The 24,419-nt window shown below is 37.1% G+C and carries 24 protein-coding genes and 1 pseudogene; 17 read left to right on the top strand and 8 right to left on the bottom strand.

What is annotated here, in order from left to right; all coding sequences use genetic code 11:
- The first annotated feature begins 120 nt into the window (after positions 1-120).
- Positions 121-702 carry a GNAT family N-acetyltransferase gene (locus EKM60_RS09335; RefSeq protein ID WP_225427040.1) on the top strand — a complete coding sequence of 194 codons (582 nt, stop codon included), beginning with the start codon at positions 121-123 and terminating at the stop codon, positions 700-702.
- A gap of 526 nt (positions 703-1,228) precedes the next feature.
- Here EKM60_RS09335 and EKM60_RS09330 read toward each other — a convergent pair.
- Positions 1,229-2,806, bottom strand: a complete 1,578-nt coding sequence (locus EKM60_RS09330) for a peptide chain release factor 3 (protein ID WP_125714788.1) — start codon at positions 2,804-2,806, stop codon at positions 1,229-1,231.
- Positions 2,807-2,814: 8 nt separating this feature from the next.
- Positions 2,815-4,191, bottom strand: coding sequence for a hemolysin family protein (locus tag EKM60_RS09325; protein ID WP_225427039.1), 1,377 nt, complete (start codon positions 4,189-4,191; stop codon positions 2,815-2,817).
- A gap of 110 nt (positions 4,192-4,301) precedes the next feature.
- Between EKM60_RS09325 and EKM60_RS09320 the strand changes: the two genes are divergently transcribed.
- The 8 genes from EKM60_RS09320 to EKM60_RS09285 all read left to right on the top strand — a co-directional run bounded on the left by EKM60_RS09320 (position 4,302) and on the right by EKM60_RS09285 (position 10,324).
- Complete coding sequence (locus EKM60_RS09320; protein ID WP_125714786.1) at positions 4,302-4,772, top strand: hypothetical protein; 471 nt, start codon at positions 4,302-4,304, stop codon at positions 4,770-4,772.
- 257 nt (positions 4,773-5,029) lie between these two features.
- Positions 5,030-5,689 carry an amino acid ABC transporter permease gene (locus tag EKM60_RS09315; protein ID WP_125714784.1) on the top strand — a complete coding sequence of 220 codons (660 nt, stop codon included), beginning with the start codon at positions 5,030-5,032 and terminating at the stop codon, positions 5,687-5,689.
- Positions 5,670-6,362 (top strand): amino acid ABC transporter permease, encoded by a 693-nt coding sequence (locus EKM60_RS09310; RefSeq protein ID WP_125714782.1) that lies wholly within the window; start codon positions 5,670-5,672, stop codon positions 6,360-6,362. Before EKM60_RS09315 ends, EKM60_RS09310 begins: the two co-directional genes overlap by 20 nt.
- Positions 6,352-7,092, top strand: a complete 741-nt coding sequence (locus EKM60_RS09305; RefSeq protein WP_125714780.1) for an amino acid ABC transporter ATP-binding protein — start codon at positions 6,352-6,354, stop codon at positions 7,090-7,092. Before EKM60_RS09310 ends, EKM60_RS09305 begins: the two co-directional genes overlap by 11 nt.
- 24 nt (positions 7,093-7,116) lie before the next feature.
- Entirely contained in the window at positions 7,117-7,971 is an 855-nt protein-coding gene (locus EKM60_RS09300; RefSeq protein WP_125714777.1) for a transporter substrate-binding domain-containing protein, read from the top strand.
- An 85-nt stretch (positions 7,972-8,056) separates the two neighbouring features.
- A complete protein-coding gene (locus EKM60_RS09295) occupies positions 8,057-8,845 on the top strand; it encodes a transporter substrate-binding domain-containing protein (RefSeq protein ID WP_125714775.1) in 789 nt (262 codons plus the stop codon).
- A 37-nt stretch (positions 8,846-8,882) separates the two neighbouring features.
- Positions 8,883-9,578, top strand: a complete 696-nt coding sequence (locus EKM60_RS09290) for an amino acid ABC transporter permease (RefSeq protein WP_125714773.1) — start codon at positions 8,883-8,885, stop codon at positions 9,576-9,578.
- Positions 9,578-10,324: an amino acid ABC transporter ATP-binding protein gene (locus EKM60_RS09285; RefSeq protein WP_125714771.1), complete on the top strand. Its 747-nt coding sequence runs from the start codon at positions 9,578-9,580 to the stop codon at positions 10,322-10,324. The genes EKM60_RS09290 and EKM60_RS09285 overlap by 1 nt, the downstream gene beginning before the upstream one ends.
- A gap of 47 nt (positions 10,325-10,371) precedes the next feature.
- Here the strand turns inward: EKM60_RS09285 and ntdP are convergent, their stop codons facing one another.
- Positions 10,372-10,905: a nucleoside tri-diphosphate phosphatase gene (gene ntdP / locus EKM60_RS09280; RefSeq protein WP_125714769.1), complete on the bottom strand. Its 534-nt coding sequence runs from the start codon at positions 10,903-10,905 to the stop codon at positions 10,372-10,374.
- An 83-nt stretch (positions 10,906-10,988) separates the two neighbouring features.
- Positions 10,989-11,765: a recombination regulator RecX gene (gene recX / locus EKM60_RS09275; RefSeq protein WP_125714767.1), complete on the bottom strand. Its 777-nt coding sequence runs from the start codon at positions 11,763-11,765 to the stop codon at positions 10,989-10,991.
- A gap of 64 nt (positions 11,766-11,829) precedes the next feature.
- On the opposite strand from recX, the gene rlmD reads away from it, so the two are divergent.
- Positions 11,830-13,209 carry a 23S rRNA (uracil(1939)-C(5))-methyltransferase RlmD gene (gene rlmD / locus EKM60_RS09270; protein ID WP_125714765.1) on the top strand — a complete coding sequence of 460 codons (1,380 nt, stop codon included), beginning with the start codon at positions 11,830-11,832 and terminating at the stop codon, positions 13,207-13,209.
- A 355-nt stretch (positions 13,210-13,564) separates the two neighbouring features.
- Complete coding sequence (locus tag EKM60_RS09265) at positions 13,565-14,497, top strand: aldo/keto reductase (RefSeq protein WP_125714763.1); 933 nt, start codon at positions 13,565-13,567, stop codon at positions 14,495-14,497.
- Here EKM60_RS09265 and EKM60_RS09260 read toward each other — a convergent pair.
- Positions 14,494-14,922, bottom strand: coding sequence for a MarR family winged helix-turn-helix transcriptional regulator (locus EKM60_RS09260; protein WP_125714761.1), 429 nt, complete (start codon positions 14,920-14,922; stop codon positions 14,494-14,496). The genes EKM60_RS09265 and EKM60_RS09260 overlap by 4 nt on opposite strands.
- 93 nt (positions 14,923-15,015) lie before the next feature.
- On the opposite strand from EKM60_RS09260, the gene EKM60_RS09255 reads away from it, so the two are divergent.
- Positions 15,016-16,392, top strand: a complete 1,377-nt coding sequence (locus tag EKM60_RS09255; RefSeq protein WP_125714759.1) for an MDR family MFS transporter — start codon at positions 15,016-15,018, stop codon at positions 16,390-16,392.
- A 324-nt stretch (positions 16,393-16,716) separates the two neighbouring features.
- On the opposite strand, the gene EKM60_RS09250 is transcribed toward EKM60_RS09255, so the two are convergent.
- Together EKM60_RS09250 and EKM60_RS09245 are read right to left on the bottom strand one after the other, a co-directional pair.
- The gene (locus EKM60_RS09250) at positions 16,717-17,583 is read right to left on the bottom strand and encodes a DegV family protein (RefSeq protein ID WP_125714757.1); all 867 of its coding nucleotides are present in this window, start codon (positions 17,581-17,583) and stop codon (positions 16,717-16,719) included.
- Positions 17,584-17,688: 105 nt separating this feature from the next.
- Positions 17,689-18,000 (bottom strand): hypothetical protein, encoded by a 312-nt coding sequence (locus EKM60_RS09245; protein WP_125714755.1) that lies wholly within the window; start codon positions 17,998-18,000, stop codon positions 17,689-17,691.
- A gap of 449 nt (positions 18,001-18,449) precedes the next feature.
- On the opposite strand from EKM60_RS09245, the gene EKM60_RS09240 reads away from it, so the two are divergent.
- Complete coding sequence (locus tag EKM60_RS09240; protein ID WP_125714753.1) at positions 18,450-19,481, top strand: branched-chain amino acid aminotransferase; 1,032 nt, start codon at positions 18,450-18,452, stop codon at positions 19,479-19,481.
- Between the two features lie 21 nt (positions 19,482-19,502).
- The gene (locus EKM60_RS09235; RefSeq protein WP_125714751.1) at positions 19,503-20,435 is read left to right on the top strand and encodes an L-lactate dehydrogenase; all 933 of its coding nucleotides are present in this window, start codon (positions 19,503-19,505) and stop codon (positions 20,433-20,435) included.
- 480 nt (positions 20,436-20,915) lie between these two features.
- Here the strand turns inward: EKM60_RS09235 and EKM60_RS09230 are convergent, their stop codons facing one another.
- A complete protein-coding gene (locus EKM60_RS09230) occupies positions 20,916-21,932 on the bottom strand; it encodes a YeiH family protein (RefSeq protein ID WP_125714749.1) in 1,017 nt (338 codons plus the stop codon).
- 107 nt (positions 21,933-22,039) lie between these two features.
- Here EKM60_RS09230 and EKM60_RS09225 point away from each other — a divergent pair, with 107 nt between their 5' ends.
- The 3 genes and pseudogenes from EKM60_RS09225 to EKM60_RS09215 all read left to right on the top strand — a co-directional run.
- Positions 22,040-22,903 carry a LysR family transcriptional regulator gene (locus EKM60_RS09225; protein ID WP_125714747.1) on the top strand — a complete coding sequence of 288 codons (864 nt, stop codon included), beginning with the start codon at positions 22,040-22,042 and terminating at the stop codon, positions 22,901-22,903.
- Between the two features lie 264 nt (positions 22,904-23,167).
- Entirely contained in the window at positions 23,168-23,698 is a 531-nt protein-coding gene (locus EKM60_RS09220) for a helix-turn-helix domain-containing protein (RefSeq protein ID WP_125714745.1), read from the top strand.
- A gap of 5 nt (positions 23,699-23,703) precedes the next feature.
- Positions 23,704-24,419, top strand: a pseudogene (locus EKM60_RS09215) (IS3 family transposase); the annotation flags it as partial.

The raw sequence follows: 24,419 nt of genomic DNA, 5'->3' as shown, positions 1-24,419 counted from the left end.
TAAACTCCCTAAAAAAGCACTATTACCAAGATACCAATTTTTCAAAATTTAATACAGCTTTTTTAGATTAAAATGTATTTTTCAACTTTAAACTTTTATAAATTTTAAAAATAGAATAGAATGAAATTAATTCTGGGAGATGATGGCATGAAGCATGTTGGAACTATACCGCTTGAAACTGACCGCTTGATTTTACGACGATTAACGATTGAAGATTCTAACGAAATGTTTAACAATTGGGCCAGTGACTACAAAGTTACTAAATATTTGACTTGGCATACTTATCAGTCAGTCGAAACAGCCCAAGATTTTTTAGTTCAAATGGAAAAGGATTACTTTGATTTATCCACGTACGTCTGGGGTATCATGATCAAAGAAACACACGAATTGATCGGAACTATTTCCGTAGTCAATATCGATGAAAAAACTTATACCATGGAACTAGGTTATTGTATTGGCTCACTATGGTGGGGACATGGATATGCACCCGAAGCATTGGAAAGAATTATCGAGTATCTGTTCGATATGACTGATGTTAATCGCATTGAAACCAAACACGACGATAACAATCCTAATTCTGGACGAGTTATGACTAAGTGTCATATGAGATTTGAGGGAATCTTGCGTGACAAGGGTTTAAACAATAATGGCGTTTGCGATGAGGTTTGTTATTCTATATTGCGTCGGGAATATAGGTATTGAGTTTTCTTTTCCGCCTCCGATTTTTAGTAATTCCACCTGTTGCCGGACCATCTTCAGCCAAGGTCTGAAGATTCGATTTTGAGCTTTGCCTACGCAAATCTCAGAATCGTCCATGCCGTAAGAACGGAAAATCACCGTTCCAACGCCATTTTGGCGACTGGTTCCATTACTAAAAATCTCCGGCTATATAACAGGATAAAATATTAATATAGTATCTCTTAAGCTATACCATTTTTACTGGGTGTAATTTAGGAGATTTTTTTTACCTAATTTTGGACAAAAAAATTCCTCAATAGGAATCTATCAAGGAATATATTTTTTATTTACATGTTATCTAAAGCCGGAGGAAACGAGGGTGCGTGCCAGCAGTGACAATTCCGTTAGAACGGCGTTAGCCGTACTTACGGAATAAACGATTTCGAGATTTGCGACAGCAAAGCTCAAAATCGAGGCATCAGACCTTGGCTGATGCCGGTTCCACAGCAGGCACACACCCTCGTTTCCGTAGGCGGTTCACACCACAATACTACAATTTAGAAGTTAATTTTACATCTGGATACTTATTGGCAAACCAATTCTCAGCAAATCTGTTTTCAAACAAGAACAATGGTTGATCATCAAGATCTTTAACCAACATATTACGTGTCGAAGACATTGATGGATCAAGTTGTTCAGGATCGATCCAACGGGCTGTTCTAGAACCGATTGGCTTCATTACAACATCACAGTTATATTCATTCTTCATTCTGAATTGGAAAACTTCAAACTGCAGTTGACCAACGGCACCCAAGATGTAGTCATTGGTCGTATAAGTCTTATACAACTGAACGGCACCTTCTTGAACAAGTTGTTGCATTCCCTTGTGGAAAGATTTTTGTTTCATAACGTTTTTAGCTTGAACTTCCATAAACATTTCTGGTGTAAATTGTGGAAGATCTTCAAATTGAACTGACTTTTTACCAGTGTAGATCGTATCACCGATTTGGAAATTACCAGTATCGTATAAACCAACGATATCACCGGCAACAGCTGTCTTAACTTGCTCTCTTTGATCGGACATGAATTCAGTGGCATTATTCAAACGCATAACTTTGCCAGTTCTTTGTAAAGTTACATCCATACCCTTTTCAAATTCACCTGAACAGATACGTACAAAAGCGATTCTATCACGGTGATTAGGGTTCATATTAGCCTGGATCTTAAAGACAAAGGCTGAAAACTCTGGGTCATCTGGTTTAACGACCGCTTCACTATCTTGCATCTTATGTTCAGCAGGAGCTGGTGCCATATCAAGGAATGTATCCAAGAATGTTTGTACACCAAAGTTTGTCAAGGCTGAACCAAAGAAAACTGGCGTCTGATCACCATTTTGGATTTTTTCAAGGTCGAAAGTATTTCCGGCTTCTTTAATAAGATCAACTTCACCAATTGCTTGTTCATAAACCCCTTCGCCTTCTAATTCTTCGTTCCCGGCAGGAAGTTTACCATCAGTTAATGGTAAATAACGATCGTCGCCTTCTTTACGGTAAAGTTCAACACGATTATTGGCAATATCGTAAAGTCCCTTTAATTCCTTACCCATACCGATCGGCCAGTTCATTGCACAGCCTTCAATATTGAGTAGGTCCTCTAGTTCAGCAATCAAATCTAGCGGATCACGACCATCACGGTCTAACTTATTCATAAAGGTAAAAATTGGAATACCACGTTTTTTAACAACTTTAAATAATTTCTTGGTTTGTGGCTCGATACCTTTAGCAGAATCAATAACCATGACCGCAGCATCGACCGCCATCAAAGTACGATAGGTATCTTCTGAGAAGTCCTCATGTCCTGGTGTATCCAGGATATTAACATCTTTATCGTGGTAATGAAATTGCATAACAGAACTGGTAACAGAAATACCACGTTTCTTTTCGATTTCCATCCAGTCACTGGTAGCAAATTGACCAGATTTTTTGGCCTTAACAGTACCGGCAGAACGGATTACCCCACCAAAATAGAGCATTTGCTCTGTAATTGTTGTCTTACCAGCATCCGGGTGAGAAATAATTGCAAATGTTCTACGTTTGTTAACTTCATTTTCTAATTGTTTTTGTTCCATATTATCTCCTAGTAACTCTTCTTAAACATGTTGCTTGTAACTATTTTTACTTTTTCATTGGGGATGGTTACAATAACATCCTCGATCTTTGATCCGTCCATTTTACCTGAAGTTATCTCAACACCATCTTCCAAAGTAAACGATTTGGGATGATTATTGTCAGGAATTTCACCGACATTCATAATCAAAAATCCCGCAATTGTGTCAACATCATCAACATGAATATCCTCTTCAAACATGTCATTGAAATCTTCGATCGACAAACGACCAAAAACTGAATACTTATCAGGACTGATCCGTTGATAATTAGATGTTGCTTCATCATATTCATCATCGATCTCGCCGACGATCTCCTCTAAAATATCCTCGATCGTGGCTAAACCAACGATACCACCGTACTCATCGACAACCATACTGATCTGTGTCTGAGTGCTGCGCATCTTTAATAAAACGGCATCAATATTAGTTGATTCCTGAACAAATAAAGGGTCCGTCATAATGTCTGTTAGATTAATATTATCAAACCCAGACTCACGAGCCTTTTTTAGTAGATCTTTAATGTGCACGATCCCGATAACTTTATCTTTATCACCACCATAGACCGGAATTCTGGAATATGGTTGGTTCAAAATAGCATCGATGTTTTCATCGACGGGATCATTTATATCAATCATGAACGCATCGATCCGAGGAACCATAATTTCTCGAACCGTTTTGTCACCAAAGCGAATAATTCCTTGTAACATTTCAAACTCATCAGAATTAATCGTTCCACTTTGACGTGATTTTTGGATGGTAGCCAACATCTCATTTCGACTCACTGGCTCATCTTTTTGACTAAAGTCAATTGGTGTGATCTTCATTAAGAGCTCAATTGTAGCAGTTAACAGCCAAACAAATGGTTTTAAGAATTTTCCAAAAACAGTAATCATTGGTTCAGTAAAACTTGCTACTTGATAAGGACGATGTAATGCGATCCTTTTGGGATATAGCTCACCGAATACTAGTGATATATAGGAAAGTATCACTGTAATAACAACAATAGAAACTTCTCGGCTACCCGGGAAAGTTCCAATCAAACTTTCAAACCTGGTACTCAAACTTGTTGCAGCACTGGCAGATGAAAGGAAACCTGCTAAAGTAATTGCTACTTGAATAGTTGATAGAAAACTATTCGGATTATTTATTGCCTTTAAAACTCTAGCAGCACGACGATTTCCGTCGCTCACTTTCTCCTCAACCTTGGTTTTATTAACCGAGACAATTGCCATTTCGCCAGCAGCAAAAAAGGCATTCAAAAGTGTTAGAACAACAATTAAGATCAACTGACCTAAAAGCGTCGCTCCGGTAGGATCATCACTCATTAAATTTTCACTCTCTTTCATAAAGAACTTTAAACAAAATTGATAGAATCATTATAGCAGGTGTTAAAGTTTTCAACAATAAAGCTTTTTCATGCTAGAATTAAGATATTAATAGATTTGAGGTCCTAATAATGTCTAATAAGAAAATTGCAGTCATTTATCTTTTCTTTTTCATCATCCCTTACATTGTCTGTATGGGAGTAGTTGGTATTGCTTATAACGCTCTAGTCCTACACGCTCTAACGTGGCGCGTCGTGGCTGGTGGTGTTGTCGGTGCTTTTGGAATGTTTGCAGTCAAAGTTATCGCGCAACGTCCAGTTTTAATTATGTATCGTTCATCGACGACCAAATTTCTCAGAGGACTATTAAATTTCTTTATCCTTGAAAGAAAAAGATCCACTATTGGATTAAATTTAATTGTCGATTTTCTTTTATCGATCGCTAGTATTTACATTGTGGCAGAATTAATTCCCTTATCCACAATTATTGGTTCAGCTATTGGTTGGTTAGTTTTAACGCTTATGGTCTCACTAACGATTGCCTCATATATGGAATTTGATTCACTTTCAATTTATACAAGTAAAAAGAAAAATGAGAAATAAAACACTTGACTTAGAGAAATTTTAATAATAGTCTGTAAACAAGAAATTAATCAAGGGAGGTATTAGACATGAGAAATTTAAACAATGTAAAACAAATGCAAGCTTGTTGTTGTGTAGTAATGATGCAAAATACATTACTATACTATTTCAGCATGCCTAATACCACTCTCAATTAATAAACACGTAGTGTAAAAAATTAAGGAGAGCTGACATTAGTCAGTTCTCCTTTTTTTTATACCTACAGAAGGGGGAAATTTATGAGTTGGGAAATTATCAAACAAAGCTTGCCAATGTTTCAGCAAGGATTTGTCTTAACGCTTTACTTATCATTGGTCGGGATTATTGGTTCAGCAATCGTTGGAATAATTTGTAGCTTGGTTCAATATTTCAAAGTTCCAATTTTAGACAAAATTCTGCAAGTTTATATCGAGATTTCTAAAAACACACCGTTATTAGTTCAGTTATTCTTCTTGTACTATGCTTTTCCAGCTATGGGGATCAAGTTAAGCGCCCAACTTTGTGGGATTATCGGTTTGATTTTCTTAGGTGGCAGTTACATGGCGGCTGGTTTTAGCGGTGGCTTCAATGGTGTTAGCAAAAAACAAGTTGAATCTGGTAAAGCTATCGGACTTAGCAACTGGCAATTAGCAAGATACGTCGTTTTTCCACAAGGATTTGCATTAAGTATCCCTGCTTTGGCCGCAAACATCATCTTCTTGATCAAGGAGACTTCGATTTTTACCGTCATCGCAATACCAGAGCTGACTAATACAGCTTTGGACTTGATCGGTCTGTACTACAATTCGAATGAATATTTATTCGTCTTAGTGGTTGCATACGCAATCATCTTAATCCCGTTATCAATCATTTTGACACTGTTGGAAAGGAGGGTCCGTTATGGCACATTCGGGAATTAACGTTTTGTTTGAGGGAACAAATTTTACACGTCTGCTCTTAGGGATGTGGACAACTTTTAAGATTGCCGCCATTGCCATAGTAATCGGTTTGATCATCGGGATCATTCTAGGAATACTTCGGACTTTCCATAATAAACTATTGAGATTTGTCTTACGGATCTATCTCGAATTCTTCCGGATCGTTCCAACAGTTGTTTTATTATTTTTGTTCTATTACATTTTGCCCAGACAACTGAATCTTCATATGCCAGGTACACAAGTGGCAATGCTTGTCTTTGCTTTATGGGTCGCGGCTGAAATGAGTGATATTGTCAGAGGTGCTTTGATTTCAGTACCAATCCACCAAAGGGAATCTGGTTTGGCGATCGGTTTAACACGTTATCAACTCTATCGCTATGTTTTAGTCCCACAGGCAGTTTCATTAGAACTTCCAGCTACGATCAACTTGATAACACGTGTTATCAAAACGACATCGCTTTTGATGCTGATCAGCGTCATGGATGTAGTCAATATTGGTCAGCAAATCGTTGAAGCCAATAATCAAAAATATCCAACCGGGGTCTTTTGGATCTATGGATTAATATTCTTATTATATTTCTTGATCGACTATCCGCTATCTTGGTGGGCGGGACGATTAGAAAAGAAGAGATTGGAGCAAGCAAATGGCGAATGAAGTTTTAAAGGTTGAACACCTTGAGAAGTATTATCAGAAGAAACACGTTTTACATGACATCAACTTCTCCATTTCTAAGGGTGAAGTTATTACATTACTTGGACCTTCAGGATCAGGTAAAAGTACATTGATCAGATGTCTCAATGGTCTTGAAGACTTTAGAAATGGTGAGATAACTTTTGAGAATAAAAAAGTTGTCCCCAGTGAAAAGAACTGGCAACAGTTAAGACAAAAAATTGGGATGGTCTTTCAAAGTTACGACCTCTTCCCTAATTTAACTGTTTTAGACAATATCATGTTGGGACCAACTAAAGTACAAAAGAGAAATGTTGATGAAGTAAAAAAAGAAGTTGATGAATTACTCAAAAAAGTCGACTTGCTAGACTACAAAGACGCCTACCCTAGACAATTATCAGGTGGTCAAAAACAACGTATTGCCATTGTCAGAGCACTCGCTTTGCATCCAGAATTTATGCTCTTTGACGAAGTAACTGCATCACTTGATCCAGAAATGGTTCGTGGCGTTTTGAATATCATTCAAGACCTCGCAGATCAAGATGATATGACAATGATTATCGTCACACACGAAATGAATTTTGCACAACAAATAGCTGATCGAGTTCTATTTTTGAAGGACGGCAGTATTCTTGAAGATACTCCGGGCAAGAAATTCTTCAAAGATCCAACCACTGACCAAGCAAAAGAATTTTTACAAAGCATGGACTTTTAGTTTTTATATATTGGGGGAAATATTATGAAACATAAAATATTGGTTAAATTACTCGCATTAGTTGGTATCATTGCCAGCATCAGTTTGGTCCTTGCCGGATGTGGATCTTCATCCTCATCTAGTGCTGACAGCAATAATTCCAGCAGTGTTGAAAAAATAAAAAAACGTGGTACCATTCGAGTTGCTGTCTTTGGCGATCTGCCACCTTATGGTTGGGTAAATAAAGACGGTAAACGTGTTGGTTACGATATTACTTTAGCCAGAAAAATTGCTAAAGATCTAGGCGTTAAGATCAAGTTTGTTCAAGTAAACGCTAATAATCGTGTTGACGCTTTAAATTCTAATAAGGTAGATATTGTTCTAGCAAACTTCACCGTTACACCTGAAAGAAAAGATGTTGTAGATTTTGCTAAAGCCTACATGAAGGTCTCTGTCGGTATTGTTTCACCAAAGGACAAACCGATCACTAGTGCTAGTCAACTACAAGGTAAAAATTTGATAGTTACCAAAGGTACTACCGCCGAGAATTACTTCACTTCTAAGCAAAAAGGCGTTGACCTCTTGAAGTTTGATTCTAAAACTCAACAATTTAATGCTCTAAAGAACAATCGTGGTGTAGCCTTAGCTGATGATAACTCATACCTATATGCTTGGGTAAAAAATAATCCTACCTATACTGTAGGTATCAAGAATATTGGACCTAAGCAATACGTCTCACCTGCCGTTAAAAAGGGTAACAAGTCATTACTCAACTGGACTAACAAAGAAATCAAGAAACTTAACAAACAAAGCTTCTTTACAGATGACTATAATAGTCAACTAAAACCATATTTTGGTGACGAAGTCAAACCATCAGACATAATTTTGCCACAAAAGTAAAATTAAAAGTCATATCCTTTCTATGATATTGTTATTTATGAGAAAATAGAAAATGGAAAATTTTTATATTGGGAGATTATTTAAGATGAAGAAACGAATTGCACTAATCATAGCCGCTGCATTTGCCTTGATTTTGGTCTTAACTGGCTGCTCAAGTAACAATGCTAATAACGACACTAAAACAAAAGGAACTTTGACCGTTGGACTTGAGGGAACATTTGCACCTTATTCATATCGTGAAAATGGCAAGTTAAAGGGATTTGAGGTTGAATTAGCCAGAGATGTTGCTAAAGAATTAGACTTGAAGGTTAAGTTTGTACCTACAAAGTGGGACTCACTTATCGCCGGATTAAACTCAAAAACATTTGATGTTGTTTTCAACAACGTTGCTATCAACCCTTCACGTGAAAAACAATACATTTTCTCAACCCCATACATTTACTCAAAATCAGTTATCGTTACTAAAAAGGATAATACTGAGATCACATCTATCAACGATGTTAAAGGTAAAAAGTTAGGTGAAGGTACTGGTACTGATAACTACAATAAAGCTAAGAAATTTGACGCTGATGTAGTTCCATCATCAGATTACCAAACAACACTATCAATGATCGACCAAGGTCGTATCGCTGGTACTATCAATTCCAAAGAATCATTCTTAACATGGAAGAAAGACGGTCACAAGAACACTGACTTGCACTATATCGAAATTCCATCTGATAAGATTGCTACATCTAAGATCGCACCTATCTATAACAAGAATTCAAAACACTTGCGTAACAGAGTTAACAAGGCACTTAAGAAGCTTGAAAAAGATGGTACATTAACTAAGTTATCTAAGAAATACTTTACAGATGACATCACTAAAAAATAATTTCTAATTTAAGTCAGCGAGAGGAGCACTCTATTCCATGTGGAATATTATCATAACGTCGCTTCCGGAAATGGTTGGAGCTATGCTTCAATTTACAATTCCGTTAGCCGTCATATCATTTATTCTAGGTTTGATCCTAGCCGTTTTAACAGCACTAATTAAATTTATTGAACCCAGTGAAAATAAGGCTATCCGTTACCCTTACTTATTATTGCGCGCTATTGCCAACTTTTACGTTTGGTTATTCCGTTCAACACCACTACTAGTTCAATTATTTATCATATTCTTTGGACTTCCAAGTATTGGCGTTCAACTATCAGCCTTTACTGCGGCCGTGATCGGATTTTCATTGAACACTGGTGCCTATGCATCTGAAACCATCCGTTCTGCCCTATTATCTGTACCGCAGGACCAATGGGATGCCGCCTACACATTGAACTTTTCAACTAGACAGACATTGATGAAAATTGTTTTGCCACAAGCCGTAAGAATTGCTTTACCACCACTATCTAACTCATTTATTGGTTTGGTGAAGGATACATCTTTGGCCAGTTCGATCACTATTTTGGAAATGTTCCAGGTCAGTCAACAGATCACAGCTAAAAACTATCAACCATTATTGATGTATACAATAGCTGCTGCACTTTATGCAATCGTCTGCTCACTACTAAGCTGGTTGCAACACTACCTAGAACGCAGAACATCTAAATACGTGAAAGGGAGTGAAGCATAATGATCTCAATGAAAAACATCATTAAAAAGTACGAAGGTAAAACCATTTTGAATGACATCAGTGTGGACTTCCCTAGTGGCAAAACTTCGGTTATCCTTGGACCTTCAGGTTCAGGTAAATCAACCTTGTTACGTTCATTAGATTTGTTGGTCCGTCCTGAAAGCGGGTCAGTCAGTTTTCCAGACCTATCAGTTAATTACGCTGAACCTATCAACAAAAAAGATAGTTTCAACCTTCGTCGTAAAACTAGTATGGTTTTCCAAAACTGGAACCTATTTCCTAATTTGACAGTTATAGATAACATCACGGCTGCTCCAATTACTGTTTTAAATCAGTCTAAATCTGAAGCTGAAAAGAATGCCAAATCACTACTAAAACAAGTTGGTTTGGCAGACTTAGAGGATCGTTATCCCAGTCAATTATCTGGTGGACAACAACAACGTATCTCTATCTGTCGCGCGCTGGCCATCAATCCAGAATATATTTTGCTTGATGAACCTACCAGTGCTCTTGACCCTGAGCTGGAAACACAAGTTTTGAAGATTTTGGAGAAACTTGCCGATGAAGGTCAATCAATGGTTATTGTTACCCATAATATGGAATTTGCACGTTTAGTTGCTGATAAAATCGTCTTTATTGAAGACGGAAATAAAGTATTTGACGGTGAAACAAAGGAATTCTTCGAGCATCCATCTCCTAGGATCAAGGAATTCTTATCCGGAATCTCACTTGAAGCTGAAAATTAGAAATAAAAAAGACCGCATAAGCGGTCTTTTTTTTATATCGAGCAATCCTAATGGTGCGACAATTCATTGTATCGTTGCATCCACAGATCAACATAAGTCTGCGAGAACGGGCCCTTGCCTTTATCAATCCAATCGATTAAAACGTCGACATTGCGATGTAAAATCGTATCTATTTCTGGCGGATAATTCCACATTTGGCTGTGAGCTGCATATTCGTCCACATCTAATAAACGCTTCTCTCCGTCAGGAAAGACCTTAACATCTAAATCATAATCAATATATTTGATAGCCTCTTTATCTAAAGCAAATGGTGTCGCTAAATTGCAGTAATAAGAAACCCCACTCTCACGGATCATAGCTATTATATTGAACCAGTAGTGCTTGTGAAAATAAACTAACGCTGGTTCTCTTGTAACCCAACGGCGACCGTCAGATTCAGTAACAAGAGTGTTCTCATTGCAACCAATAATTTCGTTTTCACTTGTCTTTAACACCATTGTTTCACGCCAAGTACGATGTAAATGACCATCGTGCTTATAACTCTGGATTGCCACGTAATCTCCTTCTTTAGGGATCTGCATAAATTACCCAGCTTTCCAATTCTTGTTCACGAAAAATTATAACAGAGCTGTGAAACAAATAAAAGCTAATCTGATGTTAAATGTTAATCGGTTTCATCCTCATCCAACACTTGTTTAATAGCATCGTAACGATAACCCTTACCCATCAAATAAGTAATCAGCTTAGATCGGTTATCATAGCGATGGCTAACTTTATTAACCATCTTGCGAAGATTATCTAATTCGGTATCGTCATCTTTCTCCAAATCCAAATTATCTATTGCTTCATTAATAATGTCACCGCTATATCCTTTTTGATAAAGACTCTGTTTAACCTTAGTCATCTGCTGTTGAAATGATGCTCGACGCTGCTTTCTAGCCTGTTTTTCGGCGAATTTAGAAGCATTTTCCAACAAGATATCTTCATCGACCTGTGCCATTTTATCTTGAATGATCAAACTGGGAACACCTTTTTGAACCATTTTCTGTTCAATGATTTTGGGACCATTGACAGTGGTGTTCAATTGCGTATTGATAAAACTCTTAGCATAGGCTTCATCATCCAAATAATGCAGGTCGATCAATTTTTTAAAAACGGCCTCAATTGTTGGATAGTCGTATTCTTTTTTGTAGAGGTAATCTCTCATCTCTTTTTTGGTCCGCAATTGATAACTCAAATAATTTGCGGCATCCCCGTAAGCTTTATTGATATTCTCACGATTTTTTATTTCATTGATCTGAGAATCGGTCAATTCTTCATCTTTCATCAGACGAAATTCGACTAAAGTTGTTTCAGATACGGGAAATGCATAACTTCCGTCAAGAAAAACATTGTATCTGCCTTTACGTTTTTGTGCTTGGACCTTCGTTACTTTTGCCAATATACTTACCTCACATGTTATACTCAAGTGTAAGTTTAACCTAGATTTGAAAAAAGGAAAAATAATGAATACAAATATTACAAGTGAATTAAAAGTTGGGGATCGTTTCCCTTTAACAATTAAACGAATTGGTATCAATGGCGAAGGTATCGGCTTTTTCAAGCATGTCATCGTCTTTGTTCCTAAAGCTGTTCCAGAAGACGTTATTGTCTGTGAAATCGTTGATCTACATGAAAAATTCATCAACGGTAAAATCCACAAACTGAGAACTCCTAGTCCCTTCCGTAATCCAGATGTTCCAGAACTAGCTAGTGAAGTTGGCGGTTTGGAATTTGCCCACATCAAATATGAAGATCAACTAAAGTTTAAGGCTGATATTTTGCGCGAATCACTCGAGAAATACAAACCTTATGCCTACGAAAAATACAACATCAAACCAACTGTTGCCTCAGTTCAACAAGAAAAATATCGTAATAAAGCTCAATTTCCGATTCAAGAAGTTGATGGTAAGATTCTCTGTGGATTATACAAAAACGGCACACAAACATTAGTTGATCTAACTGAAATGCCAACTCAAATGGACTTAACTATGTCAGCAATGAGAAAACTTGTCGGCATCATTAAAGAACTTGGTATCCCCGTCTTTAATCCTGAGCAAAAATCCGGAATTTTACGTATGATCGTGATTCGTGAATCTGTTGAATTTAACAAGTTACAAGTTACATTCATTACTCGTTCACCTAAATTCATCAAAGAACGTCAGATAATCGAAAAAATCCAAGCTGAGATTCCTGAAGTAAGTTCGATCTCACAAAATATCAATACTGACGACAAAGGTAGCGTATGGGGAGACGAAACTAAATTGATCTGGGGTGACGAATATCTTCAAGAAGATATCAACGGTTATATCTTCAACTTATCACCTCGTGCCTTCTTACAATTGAATTCACTTCAAACAGACAAGTTGTACGATTTAGCAACACAAGCTCTCAATCCTAACGCTGAAGATGTCTTATTAGATGCTTACTGCGGTGTTGGTACGATCGGTATAACCTTAGCTAACCGCGTTAAACACGTGTACGGAATTGAAATCATCCCCGAAGCAATCGAAGATGCTAAAAAGAACGCTGAAATGAATGAAATCAAGAATGCTGATTACTATGTAGGTTCCGTTGACCAAGTTTATCCACAATTATTGACTGATGATATTCATCCAAATGCCGTTATCGTCGATCCTCCACGTGTTGGACTAGATGGCAAACTAATTGACACTCTATTGCGTCATCGTCCTGAGAAGCTGGTTTATATCTCATGTAATCCATCAACACTAGCCAAAGATCTAGCTAGACTAACAAACAAATATCGTGTCGAATATCTTCAACCAGTTGATATGTTCCCACAGACACCTCACGTTGAAACTATCGTGAAATTGGCCCGTAGATAAATTTATAAAATAGGAGCTGCATCATACTTGAAATAAAGTATGATACAGCTCCGTTTTTTAGTTAACAATTTAAATCAGTATGAACCATTTTTTAGTCGGAAGATCTGAGAATATTTACCAACTGTGGCAGTGGCGTTGGAGCTTTAGCTCCCGCACAATCGGGCGCGTTTGAAGACTTGTCGAACTTTACAAGGCTTCAAACCGAGATTCGAGACAACGGCTAGGATCGGTCCGCATAGCAGGTAAATATTCTCAGACCTGGAGACAAACTAACTCAAAATCAACTTTATAACCCTTTTGTTTAGCGCTTACAAAGATTAATATATAATTATCGAATAAAAAGGGGCGTATTACTATGGATAAGACTTTACCAGCAGTAGCACTAGGAACTTGGGCTTGGGGTGCCGAAAAAACTTTCGGTGACAATTTAACTGAAACCAAATTAAAGCCAGTTGTTACTTCAGCTATGAAGATGGGCTTGAACCTTTGGGACACAGCAGCGGTCTACGGAATGGGAATCTCAGAAACTGCCGTTGGAAATCTTTTGGAAAATTATGATCGAACTTCTTATTACCTATCTACTAAGTTCAGTCCTCAAATAGCTAGTGATCACGAAAATGCTATGGAGGAAATGCTTGATGGCAGTTTAAAGAGACTGAAAACTGACTATGTCGACCTTTACTGGATTCACCGTCCATCAGATGTTGAAAAATGGACTAAGCAATTGATTCCATTAGTTAAAGCCGGCAAGATCAAAAATGTTGGTGTCTCTAACCACAATTTAGCTGAAATCAAACAAGCTGAAGGTATCCTTAAAGGAGCTGGCATCAAATTAGCTGCCGTTCAAAATCACTTTAGCCTACTGTATCGCTCATCAGAAGAAGCCGGTATCATCGACTATTGCAATAAAAATGACATCACTTTCTATTCATATATGGTCCTTGAACAAGGCGCTCTAAATGGTCAATATAATACTAAGAATCCTCTACCTAGCGGTTCTGAACGTGCTGAAAAATACAATAAAATGTTACCAGAACTCGAGACTTTAACAAATAAAATGTCCGAGATCGGTAAAAAATATCATGCCAATGTTGCACAGATTGCTGAAGCTTGGGCAGTAAACAAAAATACCACACCTATCATTGGATTAACGAAGGAAAAATATCTAACTCCAACTAAGGAAATGCTAGATATTAAATTAACTTCTGAAGAAATGAAACAACTAGAAGACCTTGCTGCTGCAACCAATGTTGAGACTAAAGGCTTCTGGGAACACGCTATGATTTAACTTAAATTAACCTTTTTTTGAATAAAGTCCATGGCTGAGATAACCTGCTCTATTTCTTGGTCGGACAAATCTGAGAAGAGCTGATCAACTTGTTGGTCGGCTCTTTTATTGATCGTATTTAAAGTATTATGACCTAAAGTGGTCAATGCTAATAACTTAGAACGTTTATCGGCATCATCGATCGTCTGTTCAATATAGCCGCGTTTTTGCAAGCTCTTCAATACTCGACTCAAATATCCTTTATCAATATCTAATAAGGCCACCAATTCGTTAGCGGTTCGTAATTTATTTTCATATATTTCTAACAACAGTCTGGACTCTAGAACAGTCAAACCAGTTCCCAAATGATACTTATTAGTAAGTTGAAGTGTACGTGTGTAAAAACGATTAAATTGTCTGACCTCATTAATTTTATCGGCATCCATAGCTTATTACTCCCTATATTTGGTTGACAAAAACAACTAGTGACATTATCATTAAAAAAGTTGCTTTTGTCAACTAATTAGGAGGCGTATTTAATGTCGAAAGAAACCAAGCTGTCACTGTGGATCGTAACCATAGGGAGCTTTTTTGGAGTCCTAAGTTCTACTTTGATGAGTACAGCTTTGCCTTCAATTATGACAACTTTCGGAATCACGGCCTCGTCCGGTCAATGGTTAACTAACGGATATATCATGGTCAATGCCATTATGATCCCGACGAGTGCCTTTTTAATGAAACGATTTTCCTTTAGAAAACTCTATTTAATATTCTCGATAATATTTCTCTTGGGAACTATTTTTGGAGCCTTTGCTCAACAATACGTACTTTTAATTATCGGTCGTATGATCCAAGCTATTGGTGCTGGGGTCATGATGCCATTGGTCAACGTACTGGCTATGAGTGAAGCCTCCAAAAAATCTCGTGGTGCCATCATGGGGATCATCGGTTTAGCATTCAATTTTGCACCAGTGCTTGGACCAACCTTATCAGGATTTATCCTGTCACAATTCTCGTGGAGATTTCTCTTTATATTCGTAATACCTTTTACCGCTATAAATATTATTTTAGCAATCATGTATCTACCCGGACTATCTAAAAAACAAGACGTTACTTTCAATACACTAGGCTTGATCCTTTCCAGTTTTGGATTGCTGTTCTTACTATTCGGTCTATCAAACATCGGAACAACTAACAGTCTATCTTTCCGTGTCGTCGGTTCGATCATAATTGGTTTAATAATTTTGACGGTCTTTGTCTTAACTCAAGCCAAGGCTCACAGTCCTTTCATCAATCTAAAAGTTTTTGGTCGAAGACAATACGATGTTGCAACTGTCATCAATATGCTATTAATGATCACAATGTACGGAAATACCATCATCATCCCCTTACTAGTCCAAAACGTTATGCATTACAGCGCCCTAGTATCCGGTTTGGTTATCTTACCCGGTGCCACTTCAACCGCTATTTTATCACCAATAAGTGGCCGTCTATATGATAGATTCGGTATCAAACGCCTAGTCGTTATCGGATTATCAATTGATGTCATAGGAACAACTATGCAGTCATTTGTTACCAAAGATACTTCTATTTTGATGGTTACTTTAGGTCAATTTGTCCGTCAGTTAGGATTGGTCTTAGTCCTTATCCCCATCCAAACCCATGCCCTATCGTCTGTTCCAAATATGATGATATCTGATGCCGTAGCAATGTTTAACACCTTGCGCCAAGTAGCAGCCTCCGTCGGAACAGCTATCTTAGTTGGTATCATCAGTGTAACCGAGAACTTAACTCCAGCTCATCAATTAGTCGGCGAACTAAGCGGGATCAAAGTCGGTTTTGTAGTCTCGATCGGTATGATTTTGTTATGCTTAGTTATGACTATATGGTTAAAGACCGAAGATGAATTTGATTAATTCCTATATAAAATTGTTCAATATCTTTTTTACTGAGAAATATAAATAGGAACCTCACGCTTGAGATAAAGTGTGAGGCTCCTATTTGCGTTATAGATAAGCAAAAAAATCCTTCATCAGCAATCGGATAAAATTAATCCAACACCAATAAAGGATATCTAAAATTTATTAATTTATAAAGAGACGGAGGTAACAATGAAGTTAGCCCGCTGTGACAATTCCGTTAGAGCGGCGTAGCCGTACTTACGGAATCGATGATTTCGAGATCTTGGTTCGGGTCGGTCGCATAGCAGGACAACTTCATTGTTACCGGAGACGGAAACCCTAAATCATACTCTGCCAGTCACGACTCCACAATATTCCCATTGTCTTTTCACCAGTATGAACACTGATTGATGGTCCCAAATGACTGATAGTAACACGTACATTGGGGAAAGTTTCATGCAATTCATTGACCCAAGCTTCTGATAGCACTTCATTGTTAGCATCAATTACAGTCGCATGAATCTTATAATCTGCTTGTTCAAGGTCCTTTTGCAATTCCAACAGCATTAAACGTAAACAACGTTTCATGGTTCTTTCTTTGCCAATAGCAATTATCTTTCCTTCAGCATTAAAAGTTAATAGTGGCTTGATATTTAATAAGTTACCAATAACGGCTGAGCGATTGCTCAAACGTCCAGTTCTCATTAAGTGTTTCAAGTCATCAACGGCAAAATAAACATTAGTTGTATCTCGCAATTTTTCCAATTCTGGAATGATCTCTTCTGCTTCTTTACCCTCTGCTACCAAGGCTCCAGCTAATAGGCATAAATTAGCTTCACCGGCACTGGCGGCCAATGAATCCACAGGAAAAACTTTAGCTCGTGTATAACTTTTACAAAACATGCGTAAATTATCCATAAAGGAAGTTATACCGCTAGATAAATGGATAGAAATAATTTTATCCACACCGCTGTCAACAAGTTTGTCATAAGCTTCTTCAATTTGTCCCATTGAAACTTGCGAAGTAGTTGGCAACTCTTTTTCATTTTTTAGATAATCATAAAAGGTATTAAGATCTAATTCTTCTGTTTCTTTATACTGTTTACCATTTAAAATGACCGTTACTGGCAACACAGTAATGTGATATTTCTCGATTTGTTCAGGTGTTAAGTACGCTGCTGTATCTGTCACAACTGCCGTTGTCATAGATTGTCCTCGTTCCTTATATCAAATTTAGTCCAAAAGTAATGCCTAAATCATAACACAAAAACAAATTTTTCAAGACTAAAAGATAATTAGTTTAATTAAAACTTACCATATAGGAGCGAATATCAAACCGCCCCAACCGTGGCCGAATTTTGTTCGTGACAATTTCTTTAGTTGGCGATATATTGCCATAGATTTATCAGAAAAATGATAGTGCTGCCTGGAAAGGTAGATAAAGTCATCTTCCAAGTTATCAATTGCCTCTGGAACTTCTTTACATTTAGAAGAAATTCTTTCTGGTTTATTGATTTTAATATAAGCTCTGGTTACTGATTCCTTAGCAAACTTGTTATCTAAACCAGCATTCAATTCATTCAACAGCTTATTTACCAAATTGACCTTTTCTTCCTTTTTCATAACCTAGCCTCCGATATTTCATAGTGCTTATTATACTTCATAGTCCCATGGGGACTACTATATTTGGCGTTCTGTCCACCTTAAGTAGGCCTATTTCTAATCTTTATTAGAGTCCTTCTAACAACTATACCAATTTTCTACGAATACCATCATATCAATAAATTTGTAATTTATTATTGACAACCACGCTAATCAAGACTTATTATGTGTCTAACTTAATTTTAATAAATTTCTAATCAAAGGAGGTACTACTTATGATGTTATCAATTATTATTCTAATTATTTTGTTAGTCATTATTAAGAATATCAACTTGCATTCTAGTCGTACCTTCAGTGAGGGACTATTTTAATCCCAATTGATCGGAGCTAACGAATGATCAAGTTGATATCTATTCAACTTGGTCATTTTTTATTCTAAATTAAGAACACATTCAAGGAGATAATTGTATATGGCAAAAGCAGATGCATCAAAATTAGATTGGAATAACTTAGGTTTCGCATATATGGACTTACCTTATCGATTCCTAGCAACATGGAAAGATGGAGAATGGTCAGACGGTGAATTAACTGAAGATAATACTTTACACATCAGTGAAGCTTCAACTATCCTACACTATGGTCAAGGAGCTTTTGAAGGGTTAAAGGCCTACCGAACACCCGACAATAAAGTTCAATTATTCCGCCCCGATCAAAACGCTAAAAGATTCCACAATTCTTGTGAAAGATTATTAATGCCAGCTTTCCCAGAAGATAAATTCGTCGAAGCTGTTAAAAAAGTCGTTAAAGCCAATGAAGATTTCGTACCTCCATATGGTACTGGCGGTACTATGTACTTACGTCCATTAATGATCGGTGTTGGAGATCAAATTGGTGTTAGTCCCGCACCAGAATATTTATTCACAGTCTTCGCACAACCTGTTGGTGCTTACTTCAAAGGTGGTATGACACCAATGAACTTTACAACATCACAATTTGACCGTGCTGCTCATAAAGGTACCGGTGAAGCTAAAGTTGGTGGTAACTATGCTGCCAGTTTATTACCTCATAAAAACGCTGCCGAGGGAGGCTTTGCCGACTGTGTTTACCTAGATCCAGTTGAACATAAGAAGATCGAAGAAGCTGGTGCTGCTAACTTCTTCGGTATCACAAAAGACGATGTTTTTGTTACTCCTAAATCACCTTCTATCCTACCTAGTGTCACAAAGTATTCATTACTTTGGTTAGCTGAACACAGATTAGGTTTAGGTACAGAAGAAGGCGATGTCTACATTGACCAATTAGACAGATTTAAAGAAGCTGGTGCCTGTGGTACTGCCGCTGTAATCGCACCTATCGGTGGTATCGAACATAATGGTAACCTACATGTCTTTTACAGTGAGACTGAAGTAGGACCAGTAACACAAAAGCTCTACGATGAATTGACAGGAATTCAATTCGGTACCGTAGAAGCTCCAGAAAATTGGGTACAGCAAGTAGACTAAAAGAGTGAGGGGATCATTATTATGAGAAAATTCGGAGTTATCGGTGTAGGACACGTAGGAGTTACCGTTGCATATACATTAGTTACTAAAGGAATCGCAGACGAACTAGTCTTGATCGACAAAAATGAAAAACTAGCAGTAGCTGAACAACTTGATTTACAAGATTGTCAGGCTCGACTAGATACAACGACTAAAGTTAAGATTCAAGATTATAGTGAATTAAAAGATGCTGACGTATTATTCGTCACAGCTGGAAATATTCATGCTTTGGATCATAATTCAGGAAATCGTTGGGCTGAATTTGAATATACTAGAGAAATCGTTAAAGATATTGCACCTAAAATTGCTAAATCAGGTTTTAATGGTGTCTTAGTGGACACTATGAATCCTTGCGATGCAATTGCTCAATATCTTCAAAAAACAGCCGGATTCACTGCCGAACAATGCTTAGCTACTGGAACGTTCCTAGATACAGCTAGAATGCAACGTGTCGTGGCCGAACAATTCGGAACCAACTCGAAGAATGTTGGCGGTTATGTTTTAGGCGAACATGGTGAGTCACAATTTGTAGCCTGGTCAACTGTCACAGTTAACAATCATCCCCTAAAAGAATTTGCCAAATCAAAAGGTAAAGATTTAGATCTTGATAAGCTAGAAGACGAAATCAGACACGGCGGCTGGGCCATCCATTCTGGTAAAGGTTATACCAGCTTTGGAATTGGTACATGTGCCGTCAAGTTAGCTCAATCAGTTATCTCCGATGCACAACTAGAATGTCCAGTTTCTACTTATAATAAGAAATACGATACATATTTAGGGCAACCTGCCGTAGTAGGAAAAGGCGGAGTCCAGTATGTTAATGAATTACATTTGACTGATGAAGAAGAAGCCAAGTTAAAAAATTCTGCTGATACAATTAAAGAAAAGTTTGCTACTATGTATCAGGAAGCTTAACAAGCGTTATATTTTCGCTTCCGGTAGCGAGTAATTCCATCTGTTATGCGACCGTCCCAGCCTTGGTCTGGGGACTCGATTTTGAGCTTTGCTTACGCAAATCTCAGAATCGTCGGCGGAGTAAGAACGGGAAACCACCGTTCAACTCCCCTTGCACAACTGATTCCATTACTCACTACCTCCAGCTTGTTTGATACTATTATGTTTAGTAAATTAAATTTTAAATTTGAAAAGGGTAATTCTGAGAACTTTAATAATTCTCAGGATTACCCTTTTTTGTTTATAAAATGGATGATCAATATTAGCTGAAGATCAAAAAAGATAAGACCAGCCGTGGCTAGTATTGTTAGCGATTCATCGCTTACAATACTGGACGTATTTTGAAATTTGCGGTCTTTGCAAAGCTCAAAATCGAGATCTGAGACTATGGCTCAGGTTGTTCCACACGGCAGGCCTTCTCTTTTTTGACCGTAAGCGACATTAGAAAAACGCCTTACTAACTACGATCATAAATCCTAACAAAACAACTGATACAACGGATGCCGCTAAAACAGCCTTTTTACCACTAGTAACGAAAACTTTAAAATTAACACTCATACCCAAGGCAGCCATTGCCATTCCTAAAACTAAGTAGGCTAGTTTAACTAATCCGTTTAAAAGATCCGCTGGCATTGGAATAAATGTACCTATAATACTGGCTAAAATAAAACCACCCATGAACCAAGGAATTGGTAATTTCTGTTTAGCTGTTGATCCTTTTGATTCCGTTTTCTGATACCAAATCCCAATAATCAAAGCAGCTGGGGCTAACATCAAAACTCTGGATAATTTTGTAATGATAGCTGAACTTAAACTGATTGCTCCACCGGCTCCACCAGTCGCAATTGCATGGGCTATTTCATGTAATGAACCACCAGCCATAACTCCAAACTGTATAGAACTCATATGTAGCAATGGCTTAATAGCAATTTCAATCAAAGTAAACACTGTTCCCAAAATTGCCACAATGGCCACTGCTAACACTTCATCATCTTTTTTCTGTGCCTCTTTATCAGCATTAACTTTGATCTGTGGAGAAACCCCCATAACAGCAGCTGCCCCACAAATGCCAGTTCCACTAGCGGTAAGAATAGCCAATTCTTTATTAACACCAAATCTTCGAGCAATATTATAAGTTAGAATAATCACTCCAGTTACAACGATCATAGCTACCAGAATCGTTCTGATACCTGCATTAGCTAAATCAATCAAATTTAATTTAAAACCTAATAAAATAATTCCCAATCGTAGAAATTTATTTGAAATAAATCCGATGCCAGAACGTGCTGTGTCAATCACCGGTTGATGAATTTGAAATATCATCCCCAACATTAACGAGATCACTAACGCTCCAATAATCGTTAAATATGGTAAACTACCCAAAATCGTTCCCAAAACTGAACATATTAAGGTAAGAATAAATGCATAATAAAAACTTCTTGTCTTAAAAATCCCCATAATTATATTCCTCTCTCTATCAACATGATTTAAATGATAATATAGAAATGATATAAGTAAAAATTAGTAATTATTTTTATACCATAAATAATACTTATGAGGTAATTATGTTAGATAAAAGATTTAAAACTTTAGCACTCTTGTCGGAGACTCTCTCCTATACTAAAACTGCACAACAATTATTCGTTACGCAACCTGCTGTTTCTCAACAGATAAGCTCTTTGGAAAATGAATTGAATTTAACTTTAGTAACTAAGCACAATAACAAAATTAAATTAACTCATTCTGGAATTGAACTAGCTGACTATGCTAAAAAAATTTCTTTAGAAAGTGCTCGTCTAATCGACTCACTGCAAAATGAAAAAAATTCAAATCAACTAAAAATGGGCTGTACTCTATCACTAAGTACGACCCTACTACCTGATTTCATTAAAAAATTATCTGGTAAATTCAGGATCACGACCACCGAGATCAACAATACCAAACATGTTTTAGCAAAAATACGCGATGGCAAAATTGATTTTGGCTTGATCGAAGGTAATTTTAATAAAAAAGAATTCGATTCGATCCAGATCAAACGTGAACCATTTATCTGTGTAGCTAATCCTGAATTGGATTTTGAAAAACCTATCTCGATCGATAAGTTATTTGATCAAAATATTTTGGTTAGAGAGCCTGGTTCCGGAAGTCGAGATATTTTGGAAAATTGGCTGGCCATTCAAAATTTTCAAATCAACGATTTCCAAAACATTTCCGAAATATCTAGTCCAACGACTATTATTCAGTTGTTAAAACAAAACTTAGGGATAAGTTTCATGTACAAGTCACTTGTGGAAAACGAATTGGATCACGGATTGTTAAATCAAGTCTTGATCAAAGAATTTCATATTGAGCATCCTATTAATTTGGTGTTTTTGAAGGATAGTTATTTTGTTGAGATGTATCGGGAGGCCGCTTCCGATTTCGAGTAATTCCACCTGTTATGCGGCCGTACCCAGTCTTGGTCTGGTGACTCGATTTTGAGCTTTGCTAACGCAAATCGCAGAATCGTCGGTGTTGTACGAACGGAAGACCACCGTTCTACAACACTTGCACAACTGGTTCCATTACTCGAACTCTCCAGCTCAATTTGTGGATAATTATATAAAAGTCGATATTACATTACAAACGGAGAAGCTCTTGAAGTGCCCTAAAATTGTTAGACATAATCTAACAACTTTAGGAGCACTTTTTTTATGACCAAATACTCTTCAGAATTCAAAGTCAAATTGGTAAACGAATATTTCGATGGGCAAATTTCTATACTTGGATTATCAAAAAAGTATGGATTGCCCAGTGAATCTCCAATTTACCGTTGGGTCCACGAGGCAGAGGTAAATGGACTTAATTATTTGATAACTAAAAAATCTCGTAAGGAATATTCTCAGGACTTAAAACTATCCGTGATAGAATATTATAAATTACATGAGATCAGTCGCCTTGATACTGCAATTTATTTCAAAATATCACCTAGCCAGGTTAATTCATGGATATATAAATATAATCATTATGGTGTTATTGGATTGAGGCGTCGTCCCAGAGGGAGACGACCGTTAATGGCCAAGAAGAAGAAACAAGTACGTTTGGATTCCACAAAAGAAGAGAAATACAAACAGGAAATCCTTAATTTAAAAGCTAAACTACACGATACCGAAATGGACCGTGATATTTTAAAAGCACTAAAGACCTTGCGAGAAAACAATCCCGGTTCGAAAAAGCAAAATTAGTCAAATCATTACTTAATAAATACACGTTGAACGAGTTATTGATTAAGGTAGATTTGCCAAGATCAACTTATTATGAGCGTCTTAGTAAGATTGATAAAACAGATAAATATGCCCAATTAAAAGAATTTATTGTCAAGATATATCACGATTCAAACTCAACCTACGGTTATCGTCGAATATGGAAAGAATCCCTCAAGGTCGGATTCAAAAATTCTCCAGAAACGATCCGGCATTTAATGACAAAATTGAAATTAAAAGTAACTGTTTTTTCAAAGCATACATCTGGATATTGTTCCTATAAGGGTAGTGTTGGGAAAGTAGCTCCTAATACTATAAAGCAGAAATTCAATGAGATAGAACCGTTAAAAGTGTTACATACAGATGTAACTCAAATACGTTTACAAAAAGATAAATGGGGTTATGTATCCGCCGTGCTGGACCAGGCCAGCGGCGAAATATTGTCTTATTCAATAAGCTTGAGTCCTAACAAATTACTCATACTAGATACCCTAGAAAAATTAAAACAAAATATAGACCCACATTTGAACCCCATCCTCCACTCTGATCAAGGGTGGCATTATCAACTTAAGTATTATCGAGATGCCCTAAAAACAATGGGTATTGAGCAAAGTATGTCTCGAAAGGGCAATTGTCACGACAATGCCCCCATTGAGAGTTTTTTTAACCTACTTAAAAGAGAATGTCTTTACAGATATAATAT

The organism is Companilactobacillus kedongensis (genome assembly GCF_003946625.1).
GTDB classification, from domain to species: domain Bacteria; phylum Bacillota; class Bacilli; order Lactobacillales; family Lactobacillaceae; genus Companilactobacillus; species Companilactobacillus kedongensis.
This window is presented reverse-complemented; position numbering and strand designations above follow the sequence as displayed.